The following is a 15,236-nucleotide window of genomic DNA, read 5'->3' as shown; positions in this document are numbered from 1 at the left end:
ATATCGTATGTTGCAGTGCAAAAAGAAACCCTTTAGCGTGAAGCCGATATTCAGGATATTGGCCCATGCCCGAGAGTGAAGCTACAGCAAGCGGACCGTCCAAATCGGCCGGTGCGGCCGATGCAAAGCGCGACCCTGTTCTGGTCGACCTCGCCTTGCAGGGCGGCGGCTCCCACGGTGCCTTCACGTGGGGTGTGCTTGACCGGTTCCTTGAAGAGGACTGGATGGACATTTCGGGGGTTTCCGGGACGTCAGCGGGTGCGATGAACGCCGCCGTACTGGCGGACGGATATGCTGCCGGCGGCCGGGAAGGCGCGCGATCCGCACTTTCCAGATATTGGGAATCCGTCGCAGACGCAGCGCGTTTCAGCCCGTTCCAACGTGGACCAACAGATATCATGCTGGAAAGATGGTCGCTTGACCATTCGCCCCTGTTTCTCACGGTGGATATGATGTCGAGACTTTTTTCGCCCTACGACCTCAATCCAGCAAACCTGCATCCACTCGTTCCTGTCCTTGCCAGAACGATTGATTTCGAAAGGCTCAGGAATTCGCCGATAAAGGTATTTGTCACTGCAACAAACGTGCATACCGGACGGGGACGGGTGTTCAGTAACCCCGAAATCACTCCGGAAGTCCTGCTCGCTTCCGCTTGCTTGCCCACACTCTTTCAGGCGGTTGAGATAGACGGCGAAAGCTATTGGGACGGCGGTTACACGGGCAATCCAACCTTGACGCCGTTGGTCCGCGATCTGGAATCGAACGATACGATCTTGATCCCTATCAATCCCATTGAAAGACCAGGCACACCACGTTCGGCAGCCGAAATCCTTAATCGATTGAATGAAGTTTCCTTCAATGCGACAACCTTGAAGGAACTAAGGATGATGGCACTCCTTCGCCAGGTCGTCGATCCAGGCAACAGCGAAGGCGCGAGATGGGCAGCAAAGCGGATACATCTGGTTCGCAATGACATCATGACTTCGCTGGATTATTCCACAAAGCTCAATGCGGAGCGGGCATTTCTGCATATGCTCTTCGATGAGGGACGAAAATCTGCAGAACGCTTTCTTGAAGCCGAAGGTCCGAATATCGGCATCAAGTCCTCGGTCGATCTGAGCGTTTTGCTGGAAGGCGTCTAGGCAACACAATTCCGGGCACGCAAATGCGTGCCCGAAAAGATTGCAAATCGTCACTTCGAATGTAAACTTCCGGCAGGGAGAAGCCGAGCGGACAGGTGGATGTCTCGCCGGCGGTACCGGGATGTTCATAGGGCACAATCCCTATCTGGTCGCGCTCTCGGTGGTGATCGCGATCCTGGGAGGATATACAGGGTTCGGGCTGGCAGCCCGCGTTCGTGGCACGCCCGGCGCAAGCCGCCGCCTGCTGCTGGCGATGGCTGCCCTGTTCCTGGCCGTTGGAATCTGGACCATGCACTTCATCGGGATGCTGGCCGCGCCGCTCCCGCCTGATGCCACCTATCTGGTGCTTCCCACCATCGTCTCCTTCCTGATCTGCGCGCTGGTGGTCGGCGTCTCGCTGTTCTTCGTCTCCATCGGCGAACCGTCCGACGAGCGCGTCACCGCGTCCGCGCTGCTGCTCGGAGCCGGGATCGTATCGATGCACTATGTCGGCATTCATGGCCTGGCGGGCAATTTTCGGGTCGAGCACCAGCACGCCATGGTGCTGATGGCAATCCTGATCGCGGTGGGCGCAGGTTATGGCGGCTTGCGCATCTATCTCGCCCGGCAAGGTGGGCTGCGGCTGGCGCTGAGCGCCATTGCTTTTGGCATTGCCGTTTCGGGAATGCACTACACCGCGATGTACGGCATGCGCTTTGTGCCGGGTCCGCAGGAAGGCCCGGACGGACTGGTCGCCTCGCCGCAAATTCTGGCGCTGATTGTCTCGTTGCTGTGTTTCATCATCGTCGGCGGGTTCCTGCTCTTCCTCGTTCCAGACCCCCGCCCACGCGTCGCGGTCAATGCCCCCGATCCCGGCCCCGACACGGACCTTGCCTTCGCCTCGCCCGGTGCGGACATCAACGGATCGGCAATTCCCATCAACCGGCCCTTGCCCCTGCGCGGGCTTGGACAGCCGCGCCGACCGGCGGTCGCCCGTGTGCCCGTCGAAGGCGCGGACGGAACCCATTTCATCGACACGTCCGAAATCCGTGGCATTCGCGCGGATGCGCATTACACGCTCGTCCATGATGGCAATCGCGAGCGCATGTGCCCGTGGTCCATCTCCGAAGCAGAAGCGCAACTCGACCCCGCAGGCTTCTTCCGGGTGCATCGCAGCCACATCGTGGCGATCCCCCATGTGCGCCTGATGCGCAAGGAAGGCGACGGCGCAGTGGTCGAACTGGATGGGCCTGTTCCGCATCTTGTTCCGGTCAGCCGGGCGCGGATCACGGAACTCCGGGCGCGGCTCGGGCTTCTCAGGCGGCACGTCCCCGACGCATCACAGCCGAAGGAAGGTCAGTCAACCTGACGCATTTCGTGCGCCGATCGTGGCGTTTCGTGCGAATTGCGCTGTTTCGTGAGCGGTTTTCCGGCCCCGCCTTGATGCGGAAACGTTGTCGGACCAGCCTCCCGCCATGGTTCGGATGCTTCGCCTGACAATTGTCGGCAAGCCCAAGGATGTGGAGGAGACATGATCCCTGGACCCTTTACCTATCATCGGCCGGATTCCGTCGCCGATGCCGTCAAGCTGCTTGCCGAACTCGGCGAGGAGGCGCGGCCTCTTGCGGGTGGTCACAGCCTTATTCCCATGATGAAGCTGCGGCTCGCCACGCCCGAGCACCTGATCGACCTGCAAGGCATCGGAGAGTTGAAGGGCGTATCGCGAGTCGACGACAGGATCGTCATTCGCGCCATGACGACCCAGCACGAATTGCTTGCCTCGGAGCTGATCGCATCCTCCCTGCCGATCCTTCACGAGACGGCCCTGCTGATCGCCGATCCGCAGGTGCGCTATCGCGGCACAGTCGGCGGCAATGTCGCCAATGGCGACCCCGGCAACGACATGCCCGCACTGATGATGACGCTCGGGGCCGACTACGAGTTGCAGGGACCTGACGGCAGCCGCACGGTCGCCGCGCGCGACTTCTATCAGGGCGCCTATTTCACCTCGCTTGAGCCGGGAGAAATCCTGACTTCGATCTCCGTCCCCGTGCCGCCCAAGGGTCACGGCTATGCCTACGAAAAGCTGAAGCGCAAGATCGGCGACTACGCGACCGCCGCCGCCGCCGTCATCCTCACCATGGAGGGTGGCAGGGTAAAGACATGCGAAATCGGCCTGACTAACCTTTCGGAAACGCCGTTGGTTGCCGAAGAAGCTGCACAGGCGGTCATCGGGACAGCGCTGGACGATGCGGCGCTCAAGAAGGCAGCCGCCGCTGCAATCGCGATCATGGACCCGGCGGGCGACGGACGCGGGCCGCCCGAATACCGAAGGCATGTCGGCGGAATCATGGTCGAACGAGCGCTCAAACGCGCCGCTGAACGCATCGCCTGAGGAGGACACAGAATGGCCCAGGCAAAGAAAACCCAGGTCAGCATGACGGTGAATGGCCAGCCGGTCGAAGGGCTGGTTGAGCCGCGCACGCTGCTTATCCACTTCATCCGCGAAAACCTGCAACTGACCGGACCGCATATCGGGTGCGAAACCACCCATTGCGGCGCGTGCACAATCGACATGGACGGCATGTCAGTGAAGAGTTGCACGCTGTTCGCCGTGCAGGCCGAGGGTGCCGAGATCACCACGATTGAAGGCATGGCCAATCCTGACGGCACGCTCTCCGCGCTTCAGGAAGGCTTTCGCATGATGCACGGCTTGCAATGCGGGTTCTGCACGCCCGGCATGATCACGCGCGCGCACCGGCTGCTTCAGGAAAACCCCGACCCCACCGAAGAGGAAATCCGCTTCGGCATAGCAGGAAACCTCTGCCGCTGCACCGGCTATCAGAACATCGTGCGCGCCATTCAATATGCCGCCGCCAAGATCAACGGCACCGAATTCAAGGAGGCCGCGGAATGAACGACATGTCTCTCACGCGCGAGCAACGCGAGGCAAAGCTGGAAGGCATGGGCTGCAAGAGAAAGCGGGTCGAGGACATCCGCTTCACGCAGGGCAAGGGCCAGTATGTCGACGATATCAAGCTGCCCGGCATGCTGCACGGCGATTTCGTCCGCTCACCGCATGCGCATGCGCGCGTCAAATCCATCGACACCGAAAAGGCGCTGAAAGTGCCGGGCGTGCTCGCCGTCATCACCGCCGAGACGCTCAAGACCGTCAATCTCGCCTGGATGCCGACGCTGGCCGGCGATGTGCAGATGGTGCTGGCCGACGGCAAGGTGCTGTTCCAGAACCAGGAAGTCGCCTTCGTTGTCGCGACCGACCGCTATGCGGCGGATGACGGTGTGGCCGCCGTCGAGGTCGAGTATGAGGAACTGCCCACCCTGGTCGATCCATTCCACGCCATGGATGCCGACGCGCCTGTGCTGCGCGAGGACATCAAGGACAAGAAGGACGGCGCACATGGTCCGCGCAAGCACCACAACCACATTTTCGAGTGGGCTGTCGGCGACAAGGACCTGACCGACGCCGCGTTCCGCAAGGCGGACGTGACGATCAAGGAGATGATCTCCTACCACCGCACGCATCCGTCACCGCTCGAAACCTGTCAGTGCCTGTGCTCCTTCGACAAGGTGAAGGGCGAACTGACAATCTACGGAACATTTCAGGCTCCGCATGTCATCCGCACCGTGGTGTCGCTGATCGCCAAGATCCCCGAACAGAAGATCCATGTCATCGCGCCGGACATCGGCGGCGGTTTCGGCAACAAGGTCGGTGCCTATCCCGGCTATATCTGCGCGGCGGTCGCTTCCATCGTCACCGGCAAGCCGGTCAAATGGGTGGAGGACAGGATCGAGAACCTGACCGCCACCTCCTTTGCCCGCGACTATCACATGACCACCGAAATCGCCGCGACGAAGGAAGGCAAGGTCACGGGCCTGCGCGTTCACGTGCTGGCCGACCATGGCGCATTCGACGCCTGCGCAGACCCGTCCAAATGGCCGGCGGGCTTCTTTAACATCGTCACCGGCTCCTACGACTTTCCCGTCGCGCATCTGGCCGTCGACGGCGTCTACACCAACAAGGCTCCGGGCGGCGTCGCCTATCGCTGCTCATTCCGCGTTACGGAGGCCGCCTATTGCATCGAGCGGGCGATGGATATTCTCGCGCAGAAGCTCAACATGGACCCGGCGGAACTGCGGCTGAAGAACTTCATCAGGCCGGAGCAGTTTCCGTACAATTCGGCGCTCGGCTGGGAATATGACTCCGGCGACTATCACACCGCCATGAAGAAGGCGATGGAGACGGTCCAGTATGCGGAACTGCGCAAGGAGCAGGCCGAGAAGCGCGCGGCGTTCAAGCGCGGCGAGACACGCGAGATCATGGGCATCGGCATTTCCTTCTTCACGGAAATCGTCGGCGCAGGTCCGTCGAAGAATTGCGACATTCTCGGCATCGCGATGTTCGATAGCTGCGAAATCCGCCTGCATCCGACCGGCGCGGGCATCGCGCGCATGGGCACGAAATCGCAGGGCCAGGGCCACGAAACGACCTGGGCGCAGATCATCGCCACCGAGATCGGCATTCCCGCCGACGACATCATGGTCGAGGAGGGAAACACCGACACCGCGCCTTACGGTCTCGGCACCTACGGCTCGCGTTCCACCCCGGTTGCGGGAGCGGCCATTGCCATGGCCGCGCGCAAGATCAAGGCAAAGGCCCAGATGATCGCCTCCTACAAGCTGGAGGTTCACGAGGACGACCTCGAATGGGACATCGACGGATTTCGCGTGAAGGGCCTGCCGGAGAAATTCCTCGGCATGAAGGACATTTGCTGGATCGCCTACAATTCCCCGCCGCCCGGCATGGAGCCCGGCCTCGAAGCCGTGAGTTACTACGATCCACCCAACATGACCTATCCCTTTGGCGCTTATATCTGCGTCATGGACATCGATGTCGATACGGGCGTCTACAAGGTCCGCCGCTTCTATGCGCTCGACGATTGTGGCACGCGCATCAACCCCATGATCATCGAGGGCCAGGTGCACGGCGGCCTGACGGAAGCCTTCGCCATTGCGATGGGTCAGGAGATCAAATACGACGACAGCGGCAACGTCACCACCGGCTCGTTTATGGACTTCTTCCTGCCGACCGCAGTGGAAGCACCGAAGTGGGAGACGGACTTCACCGTCACGCCCTCGCCGCACCACCCCATCGGCGCGAAGGGCGTGGGCGAGAGCCCGAATGTTGGCGGCGTGCCGTGCTTCTCCAACGCGGTGAATGACGCCTTCGCGTTCCTCGGCGCGACGCATATCCAGATGCCGCACGACTTCTGGCGCAACTGGAAAGCCGCGAAGGAACTGGGCGCGGTGGGGTAGCATGACCTCGCTCTCCCGCGACGACATCGCCCAGCGCCTCACCGCTGCCGGCTACATCGCCGACACGGAACTGGCGACGGCGATTTCGATCATGCAACTGCTGAAACGGCCCTTGCTGCTCGAAGGCGAAGCAGGCGTCGGCAAGACCGAGGTGGCCAAGGCGCTGGCTTCGGTCCACGGCGCCGAACTGATACGGCTCCAATGCTATGAGGGTCTGGACCAGTCGGCGGCGCTCTACGAATGGAACTACCAGAGGCAGCTTCTGGCCATCGAAGCGCTGCGGGTCGCTTCCGGCCCGGGCCAGGACCTCTCCCGCATCGAGGACGAAGTCTTTTCCGAGCGCTACCTGCTGGAGCGGCCGCTGCTTGCCGCCATCCGCCGCCCCGAGCCTCCGGTGCTGCTGATCGACGAGATCGACCGGGCCGATGAGGAGTTCGAGGCATTCCTTCTGGAGCTTCTTTCCGACTGGCAGGTTTCGATCCCCGAGCTTGGCACGATCGAGGCCGCAGCCATTCCGCACGTGGTGCTGACCTCCAACGGCACGCGCGAATTGTCCGACGCGTTGCGCCGCCGCTGCCTGTATCACTATGTCGACTATCCCGACGCGGAGCGCGAGGCGCGCATCATCATGGCGCGCATTCCGCGTGCGGGCACCACGCTTGCACTGCAGATCGCGCGCATGGTCGAGGGCATCCGCAAGGAGGAACTGCGCAAGGTTCCGGGCGTAGCGGAAACGCTGGACTGGACGGCGGCTCTCGTCGGGCTGGACATTGCCAACCTGCACGACCGGCCCGAACTGGTGCACGAAACGCTGCTCTGCCTTCTCAAGACGCGCGAGGACAGCGCGCGGATGAGCGCCGAGGTCACTGCCCGCATTCTGGGGAGGGTGGCGTGAGTTGTTGCGGCACTCCTCCGACGCTCGAAGAACTGGACGAGGTATCGCGTCTGGTTTCCGGCAAGCTGGCCTCCTTCGTGAAAACCTTGCGAAATGCGGCGTTCACTGTCGGGATGCAGGAAGGTCAGGACGCGGCGGCCCTGCTCGCCGCGGGATATGGCAAGAAGCCCGGGCTGCTGCGCTCGGCGTTCAAACATCTGTTCTCCGCGCGCAAGTCGGAGTGGGACAAGTTCGACGGCATTTTCGATGCCTTCTGGCAGGGCAAGCGCGTGCGCTCGCGCACCCTGACAAGCGGGACGCCCGCCAATTCCAACAGCCCGTCCGTCAAATCCCTGAACGACGCAACCCAGCCCCAGGGGTCACAATCAGCGTTCGACCAGGCACCCTCCGGCGACGAGGCGGATCAAGATCAAAGGACCGGCGAAGGACGCGCCGAAGGCGCGACGCGCGCGGAAACGCTTGCCAACACCGATTTCCGCAAGCTGGCCAACCCCGCCGACATCGCCGAGGCGCATGCGATTGCGGCGCGGCTGGCCCGCGCCATGCGCATGCGCCTGACCCGCCGCGACCTCGCGCGCCGCTCCGGCTACCGGCTGGACCTGCGCCGCACGATCCACAAGAACATCAGCCATGGCGGCACGCCAATCAGCCTCGTGAAACGCCGCCGGAAGGAGAAGCCGCTGCGGCTGGTGGTCCTGCTCGATGCATCCGGCTCGATGAGCCTTTACACGGGCACGTTCCTGCGCTTCATCCACGGCGTGCTGGACGAATTTCGCGAGGCTGAAGCCTTCCTCTTTCACACGCGGCTCGCGCATGTGTCCGACGCCATGAAGGAGAAGGACGCCGCGCGCGCACTCGACCGGCTTTCGCTCCTCGCGCAAGGCGCGGGCGGCGGCACGCGCATTGGCGAGAGCCTCGCCACATTCAACCGCTGGCACGCGGCGCGGGTCATCCATTCGCGAACCTGCGTCATGATTATTTCGGACGGGTATGAAACGGGCGACGCCGCGCTGCTGGGCCGCGAGATGGCCCAGCTTTCGAAACGCTGCCGCCGCATCGTCTGGCTCAACCCGATGATCGGCTGGGACGGCTATTCGCCGGAAGCGGCGGGCATGAAGGCCGCCCTGCCCCATCTCGACCTGTTCGCACCGGCGCACACGCTGAAAAGCCTCGCCGCGCTCGAACCCTATCTGGCAAAGCTGTGACGGAGGCGAAAATGACCGCCCATGTCGACGTACTCGATCTTGTCGCCCGCCTGAAGGCCGCGGAAGAACCCTTCGTGATCGCAACCGTTGTGCGCACGGTTTCGGTCACAGCCGCCAAGGCGGGCGCAAAGGCAGTCATCCGGCCCGATGGTCGCATCGAGGCGGGCTGGATCGGCGGCGGCTGCGCGCGGGGAGCGACCCTCAATGCCGCGCGCGACGCGCTTGCGGATGGCCAGTCGCGGCTGATTTCTGTGCAGCCGGAAAACCTTCTGGAAGAGCTTGGCGTGAAGCCGGGCGAAGATCGCGACGGCATCAAGTTCGCCCGCAACATGTGCCCCTCGCGCGGCACCATGGACATATTCGTGGAACCCGTATTGCCGAGGCCGATCCTGTTCGTCCTTGGCGCAAGCCCGGTCGCGCAGGCGCTGGTCGAGCAGGCAAAGCTGCTCGACTATCACGTGACGCTCGCCGCCCCGCTCGCGGATTTCAACGTGCTGCCGCAAGCCGATGACATCGTCGACGGATTTCAGCCCGACGCGTCTGCGCCCGCGCGCCGCTTCGTCATCGTATCGACGCAGGGCAAGGGCGACGAAGCTGCGCTGAAGGCCGCGATCTCGATTGACGCGGACTATTTCGGCTTTGTGGGCAGCCGACGCAAAATGGCGTCGCTGCGCGCGAAGCTGACTGCGCAAGGCATGGATCCCGAGAGGATCGACAAGGTGAAAGCGCCTGCCGGTCTCGACCTCAGCGCCATCACCCCGGAAGAGATCGCGCTGTCGATCATGGCGGAGATCACCCAGCGACGCCGCGCCCGCATGCGCGACGCAAATAAACCTGCAACGAAGGACTAGCCGATGGACATGAATGGAGAGGAGCGCATCGCCGCTCCGATTGACGTGGTGTGGGCAGCGCTTAACGATCCCGAGGTGCTCCGACTCTGCATACCAGGATGCACGGCGCTGGAAAAAACCTCTGATACGAACATGACCGCAACGGTGCAGCTCAGGGTCGGGCCGATCAAGGCAAATTTCGAGGGCGTCGTCGAACTCTCGGACCTTGAGCCGCCACGGTCCTACACGATTTCGGGCGAGGGCAAAGGCGGCATTGCCGGTTTCGCCAAGGGGCAGGCGCAGGTGTCGCTCACGGAAAACGGCCCTTCCGATACGACATTGTCCTATCAGGTGAAGGCGGATGTCGGCGGCAGGATCGCGCAGCTGGGTGGCCGGTTGATCGACGCCACCGCGCGCAAGCTCGCAGGCCAGTTCTTCACCAGCTTCGGCGCGCAACTGGCCAACAAACCATCACCGGCGAGCAGCGATCTGAGATCGGCCGTTCCGCAATCCTGACCCTGACCGCATCTCGTGTCGGCGTGCCTCAACGAGGCGGGGCAAGGTTCTTCGGCAGCGGTTGGCTCGAACAGCGCAGGTGAATCTCGCGGTCGAGCTCCTTTTTCTGCTTGGCCTGATGCTCCTTTCCCGCTGCCACCAGCCCCAACCCGTAGGGGCCGAGCAGCAGACCGGCCGACCAGTAGACTTTCTGCTCTCTGGCTTCATAGCCCAATGCCGTCGCGCGGATTTGCTGGCATTCCGGCGACTGCCATTTCGGGTCCTGCGGCGACAGTGAAGCCACGTAGTCGGCGGGCGTCGCCACGCAGCCGGCCACGATCAACAGAACCATGCAGGCCGCTATCCCCCTCGAAATACGTTTCATGGATGCGCACCTTTCCGCTTCGCATGTTGGCATATGCATTCGCCGCCGCCTCATTCCGTGAGGCGCCTTGTGCTGTTTTCGACCGATTGGCGAATTTCGGCGGCAACCAGCTTTTGCAGCTTCCAGAGATTTCGATCCCTGATGCCGGACTTTTCCAGGCTGGAAATCGTGTTGAACGCATATCGGGCCGAGGAACCCCAATGGCCGGCGGCCCTGGCGAGCACCGCCGCCACCTCGTTCAGCGGGAGCCTGCCCGCATAGGCACGGCCATTCGGCAAGGCGATGAATGCGAGTGCTTTCAAAGGCCCTTCCGCGGTCGAAATATTGATCCAGCGTGGAACATTTGTCGCGGGAATTGCATCAAGCTCCCTTCGCGCGAGGTCGACGAGAGATTTGCGGATGTCGTCGCCGGCGATCTTGTAGGCAATGCCGATGCAGGTTCCCCCACGATCCAGCGCCAGCATCAGCGCCGGGAGCGCTCGCGTTCCCCGCCACCTTGTGAGTTTCAGGCAGAACGATCGATGCCATCCATGCGCGACGGCTCGCCTTTGTTCCATGAATTCGAACTCGGGGTTCCAGATCAGCGAGCCATAGGCGAACACCCACAGCGCATCCGGGCGATGAACCCGCAGAATTTCGTCCGCCGCCTGCTCGTAGTCGTCCTCGGTCAATTCGCGAGTGTCGGGGTCAGGTCCCGGATCGGGCTCCGTGCGCTCGACGAGAGTAACCAACGCTTCGGTGAGATCCATTGGCCGGGCCGCTCCACGTTTCGCAGCGCAGATGTTGCTGCCATCCGCGATCACTGTCCAGCGTTCAAGTCAGGTCACGCCCGCGCGATTTCCCTGATTGCGATCGAACCGTTCGGCGTTCACTTGACGACCGTATGTATCAGGCTTGCAACCTGCCGGTCGGTTTCCCGTTCGCTCTGCTCCAGACCGGTTGCAACGCCTTGCCGATCGGCCTCCGGTCGGTTCTGGCTCATCTTTCGCTTGCCTTGGATCCGGGAGATGGGCAGGCGCATCCCGACAATGCCCTTGAGCTGCGCCTTGATGAACTGGGCCGGCGCATCGGTCACTGCCCACGGCTCCCGGCGCGGCTGCTCATAGATGTCGGTCAGGCGCGCGACCGCTGCGGCCAGTCGATCCTCGTCCTCGAAGAACTCCACGGGTCCATGGACATGCACCGCAACGTAGTTCCATGTGGGAACGACCTTGCCATGCTCCTTCTTCGACGCATACCAGCTCGGCGTCACATAAGCGTCCGGACCCGAAAAAATGACCAGCGCCTCACCGATGACCGGCAACGTCCATTGCGGGTTGGCCTTGGCGAGATGACCGTAGAGAACACCCAACTCGCCCTCGCTTTCATCAAGGAACAGCGGTAGCGGCGTTGCGACAAGTCCTTCGGAGGTCGACGTTATGAGTGTCGCAAGACGTGCCTCGCGAATAATGCGTCGGAGTTCGTCGGGATCGTCTTCACGGAATGCCGGGGGCGTATACATCCAACCTCTCCCACTTTCCAATGTTTGCGCGTGCGGGCGATCGCCACCGCCCGGACGGCGCGCTCGCGGAACAATATAACCGCCAGGCTCACCGGGATGAATGGCCAGAATAGAAACGAGAAATTCTTGAATTTCAAAGGGCCTGCGGCATCGATGGTCGGAGCGGCGGGATTCGAACCCACGACCCCTTGACCCCCAGTCAAGTGCGCTACCGGGCTGCGCTACGCTCCGAGCCGGGCAAACGCTTATCGCTTCATTTCCCGCGCCGCAAGCTCAAATACCGGGCACCAGCAAGATTTTAGCGCACCTGATCCAGCAGGCGCTTGCACTCCAGCAAATCGAACAAAGCTTCTTGCAACAGCGCCCGGTTGTCGCGAGACAGACTGCCCGTGCCGGGCGCGACCGGGCCATCGTCGGACTTGCCGAGACCGAAGAAGCGCTTGCTGGGCTTCACCTTGGACTCGCCGACCAGCACCTCCTCATCCGGCATGCGAAGGGCGGGCGAAGCGTTCGCCGCCGCTTCCGCAGCGGCTTCGGCCTGCTTGCGCTGCGCAATGGCCTCTACGGCGGCAAGATCGCCATTGCCAAGGGCGACGACAAACTGATTGCCGTTTTCTTTCAAGAGCTTCTGGACACCCTTGATGGTGTAGCCCTGGTCGTAGAGCATATACCGTATGCCCTTTATCAGCTCGACATCCTGCGGGCGGTAATAGCGCCTCCCGCCGCCGCGCTTCATGGGCTTGATCTGGTTGAATCGCGTTTCCCAGAAGCGCAGCACATGCTGCGGCAGGTCCAGGTCTTCCGCCACTTCACTGATTGTTCGGAACGCGTCCGGGCTCTTCTCTATCACGGCGCACCTCCGTGGAGCGAATCGATGCTCTATTTCAGCGACTTACGCGCCAATATTCAAGCCATGCTCTCGAAAGCGGCAGTGGATAGATGAAGAAGGCTATTTTGCTGACTTCGCCTTGCGCTGATTGTGCGCCCGCAAAATGCGGCTCTTGAGCACATTCGACGCCTTGAACGTCATCACGCGGCGCGGCAGGATCGGCACTTCCTCACCGGTTTTCGGGTTGCGACCGACACGCTCGTTCTTGTCACGGACCTGAAAGGTTGCAAAAGACGACAGCTTGACGGACTCGCCGCGCACGATCGCGTCGCAAATCTCGTCGAGCACGGATTCGACCAATTCGGCGGACTCCGTCCGGGACAGGCCGACCTTCCGATAAACTGCCTCAGCAAGGTCGGCACGCGTGACAGTCTTACCGCTCATGGAGCCGTCGCCCTATTGTTCTGAAATTAAACGCCAAAATGGAAGCGCGACGTTAGAAAAATGCTGCTTCAAGGTCAAGGACCGCCAGCCAGCTATTTATCACCAGCGCAGCAGCACGGCTCCCCAGGTGAACCCGCCCCCCATCGCCTCGAGCAGAACAAGGTCGCCTTTTTTGATGCGTCCGTCCTCGACGGCCACCGAAAGCGCCAGCGGAACGGACGCCGCCGAGGTGTTTCCGTGCTTGTCCACGGTGATAACCACCTTTTCGTCGGCAATGCCGAGCTTTTTCGCCGAAGCGTCTATAATGCGCTTGTTGGCCTGATGCGGGACGAACCAGTCGAGATCGTCCGCCGTGATGCCCGCCTGCGTGAAGGTTGACTCGATCACATCGGTAATCATGCCGACCGCGTGCTTGAAGACCTCGCGGCCTTCCATCCTCAAATGGCCGACGGTGCCGGTCGTCGAAGGGCCGCCGTCGACATACAGCTTGTCCTTGTGCTGGCCGTCCGAGCGCAGGCTCGCGGCAAGGATGCCACGATCCGTCACCTTGCCTTCGCCTTCTGCCGCTTCGAGCACGATCGCCCCTGCCCCGTCGCCAAACAGCACGCAGGTCGAGCGATCGCTCCAGTCGAGGATGCGCGAAAAGGTCTCCGAACCGATGACAAGCACCCGCTTTGCCAGCCCGCCACGTATGTAGAGGTCGGCAGTGGTGATGGCGTAGACAAAGCCGCTGCAAACCGCCTGCATGTCGAAGGCAAAGCCGTGGCTCATGCCGAGGCGATGCTGGATTTCGACCGCCGTGGCAGGAAAGGTATTGTTCGGCGTGGATGTCGCAAGGATGATGAGGTCAAGGTCCGAGGCCTCCAGCCCGGCATTGCGCAGCGCCGCGCGCGCGGCTTCCTCGCCCAGCGAAGCGGTCGTCTCGTCGTCCGCCGCGACATGGCGCTGGCGGATGCCGGTCCGCTGCACGATCCACTCGTCGGAAGTCTCCACGACCCCTTCGAAATCCGTGTTTTTCATGATCCGGCGAGGCAACGCCGAACCGGTGGCACGTACAATCGATCTGATCAAGCGTCCGTTCCTATATCGGTATCTTCCGCTTCATCGTCGGGCGCCAGACCGGCTGACTGCGGGTATTTTGCATGGAAAAGGTCGAGATCGGCCTCGATCCTGTCGAGCAGCCGATTGCGCACCATGTCATAGGCCACCTCGACGGCGGCCGCGAAGCCCTCGGCATCCGTGCCGCCATGGCTCTTCACCACGATGCCGTTCAAACCGAGGAACACACCGCCATTGGAGCGGCGGGGGTCCATTTTCTCGCGCAGGAAATCGAACGCACCCTTCGCCAGAACATAGCCGATGCGCGACATCAGCGTGCGGCCCATTGCGCTGCGCAGGTAGGAACCCATCTGCTTGGCCGTGCCCTCCGCGGTTTTCAGCGCGATATTGCCGGCAAACCCTTCCGTGACCACGACATCCGCCGTGCCCTTGCCAATGTCGTCGCCCTCGACGAAGCCGATATAGTCCAGCGAGGCGAGACTGGACGCCTTGAGCATGCGCCCCGCATCCTTGACCTCTTCCTGCCCCTTGATCTCCTCGACCCCGACATTGAGCAGGCCGACCGTCGGGCGGTCGATCTCGAACAGGGCGCGGGCCATCGCCGCGCCGAGAATCGCAAAATCGGTGAGTTGCTGCGCATCCGCACCGATGGTCGCCCCAACGTCCAGCACCACGCTTTCGCTGCGCAGCGTCGGCCAGATGCAGGCAATCGCCGGGCGTTCGATATTCGCCATGGTGCGCAGGCAGAATTTCGACATCGCCATCAGCGCGCCGGTATTGCCGGCAGAGACGCAGGCATCCGCCTCGCCCGTCTTGACCGCTTCGATGGCCTTCCACATGGAGGACTTCCAGCGCCCGTGCCGCAGCGCGGCGCTCGGCTTGTCGTCCATCTTCACAACCACGTCGCAGTGAAAAACCTGGCTCACCGCCGCAATGCGCGGATGATGGTCCAGCACCGGGCGGATTGCCTCCTCACGACCGAAGATAAGAAAACGTACATCGCCGCGACGTTCGGCGACCTGCGCAAGCGCAGGCAGAATGGTCTGCGGGCCGTGGTCCCCGCCCATTGCATCGATGGAAATTCGGATCAAACCGTCCTAACCTCTATTCATGGCAGGCAGCCGCCCGCCGGAGTGGC

Annotated in this window: 16 protein-coding genes and 1 tRNA gene; 9 read left to right on the top strand and 8 right to left on the bottom strand. The window is 62.3% G+C overall.

From position 1 onward, the window contains the following. Positions 1-65 precede the first annotated feature (65 nt). The 9 genes from M9924_15295 (at position 66) to M9924_15255 (ending at position 9,901) form a co-directional block, all read left to right on the top strand. On the top strand, positions 66-1,142 hold the full coding sequence (locus M9924_15295; protein MCO5065762.1) for a patatin-like phospholipase family protein: 1,077 nt from the start codon (positions 66-68) through the stop codon (positions 1,140-1,142). Positions 1,143-1,263: 121 nt separating this feature from the next. Continuing rightward, positions 1,264-2,490: a LytTR family transcriptional regulator DNA-binding domain-containing protein gene (locus tag M9924_15290; protein MCO5065761.1), complete on the top strand. Its 1,227-nt coding sequence runs from the start codon at positions 1,264-1,266 to the stop codon at positions 2,488-2,490. A 162-nt stretch (positions 2,491-2,652) separates the two neighbouring features. Then, on the top strand, positions 2,653-3,516 hold the full coding sequence (locus tag M9924_15285) for a xanthine dehydrogenase family protein subunit M (protein ID MCO5065760.1): 864 nt from the start codon (positions 2,653-2,655) through the stop codon (positions 3,514-3,516). Between the two features lie 12 nt (positions 3,517-3,528). Then, entirely contained in the window at positions 3,529-4,038 is a 510-nt protein-coding gene (locus tag M9924_15280; protein ID MCO5065759.1) for a (2Fe-2S)-binding protein, read from the top strand. After that, the gene (locus M9924_15275; GenBank protein ID MCO5065758.1) at positions 4,035-6,455 is read left to right on the top strand and encodes an aerobic carbon-monoxide dehydrogenase large subunit; all 2,421 of its coding nucleotides are present in this window, start codon (positions 4,035-4,037) and stop codon (positions 6,453-6,455) included. Before M9924_15280 ends, M9924_15275 begins: the two co-directional genes overlap by 4 nt. Position 6,456: 1 nt before the next feature. Next, positions 6,457-7,350 (top strand): MoxR family ATPase, encoded by an 894-nt coding sequence (locus M9924_15270; GenBank protein ID MCO5065757.1) that lies wholly within the window; start codon positions 6,457-6,459, stop codon positions 7,348-7,350. Beyond that, positions 7,347-8,555 carry a VWA domain-containing protein gene (locus tag M9924_15265; GenBank protein MCO5065756.1) on the top strand — a complete coding sequence of 403 codons (1,209 nt, stop codon included), beginning with the start codon at positions 7,347-7,349 and terminating at the stop codon, positions 8,553-8,555. The genes M9924_15270 and M9924_15265 overlap by 4 nt, the downstream gene beginning before the upstream one ends. An 11-nt stretch (positions 8,556-8,566) precedes the next feature. Then, a complete protein-coding gene (locus M9924_15260) occupies positions 8,567-9,406 on the top strand; it encodes an XdhC family protein (protein ID MCO5065755.1) in 840 nt (279 codons plus the stop codon). 3 nt (positions 9,407-9,409) lie between these two features. Then, positions 9,410-9,901, top strand: coding sequence for a carbon monoxide dehydrogenase subunit G (locus M9924_15255; GenBank protein ID MCO5065754.1), 492 nt, complete (start codon positions 9,410-9,412; stop codon positions 9,899-9,901). A 28-nt stretch (positions 9,902-9,929) separates the two neighbouring features. On the opposite strand, the gene M9924_15250 is transcribed toward M9924_15255, so the two are convergent. From M9924_15250 to plsX, 8 genes are all read right to left on the bottom strand, one after another. Beyond that, positions 9,930-10,265, bottom strand: coding sequence for a hypothetical protein (locus M9924_15250; protein ID MCO5065753.1), 336 nt, complete (start codon positions 10,263-10,265; stop codon positions 9,930-9,932). A 50-nt stretch (positions 10,266-10,315) separates the two neighbouring features. Next, positions 10,316-11,014 (bottom strand): gamma-glutamylcyclotransferase, encoded by a 699-nt coding sequence (locus tag M9924_15245; protein MCO5065752.1) that lies wholly within the window; start codon positions 11,012-11,014, stop codon positions 10,316-10,318. 119 nt (positions 11,015-11,133) lie between these two features. Further along, a complete protein-coding gene (locus M9924_15240; GenBank protein ID MCO5065751.1) occupies positions 11,134-11,766 on the bottom strand; it encodes an FMN-binding negative transcriptional regulator in 633 nt (210 codons plus the stop codon). Between the two features lie 154 nt (positions 11,767-11,920). After that, positions 11,921-11,997: transfer RNA gene (locus M9924_15235), tRNA-Pro, on the bottom strand. Between the two features lie 67 nt (positions 11,998-12,064). Then, positions 12,065-12,613 carry a MerR family transcriptional regulator gene (locus M9924_15230; GenBank protein MCO5065750.1) on the bottom strand — a complete coding sequence of 183 codons (549 nt, stop codon included), beginning with the start codon at positions 12,611-12,613 and terminating at the stop codon, positions 12,065-12,067. A gap of 102 nt (positions 12,614-12,715) precedes the next feature. Continuing rightward, complete coding sequence (locus M9924_15225; GenBank protein ID MCO5065749.1) at positions 12,716-13,039, bottom strand: integration host factor subunit alpha; 324 nt, start codon at positions 13,037-13,039, stop codon at positions 12,716-12,718. A 99-nt stretch (positions 13,040-13,138) separates the two neighbouring features. After that, positions 13,139-14,110, bottom strand: coding sequence for a ketoacyl-ACP synthase III (locus M9924_15220; GenBank protein ID MCO5065748.1), 972 nt, complete (start codon positions 14,108-14,110; stop codon positions 13,139-13,141). Further along, positions 14,107-15,189: a phosphate acyltransferase PlsX gene (plsX, locus tag M9924_15215; GenBank protein MCO5065747.1), complete on the bottom strand. Its 1,083-nt coding sequence runs from the start codon at positions 15,187-15,189 to the stop codon at positions 14,107-14,109. Before plsX ends, M9924_15220 begins: the two co-directional genes overlap by 4 nt. Between the last annotated feature and the right edge of the window lie 47 nt (positions 15,190-15,236).

The sequence above is a fragment of the Rhizobiaceae bacterium genome (assembly GCA_023953835.1).
Lineage (GTDB): Bacteria > Pseudomonadota > Alphaproteobacteria > Rhizobiales > Rhizobiaceae > Mesorhizobium_G.
The sequence above is the reverse complement of the archived record's forward strand: the minus strand, read 5'-3'. Positions and strand labels throughout refer to the sequence as shown.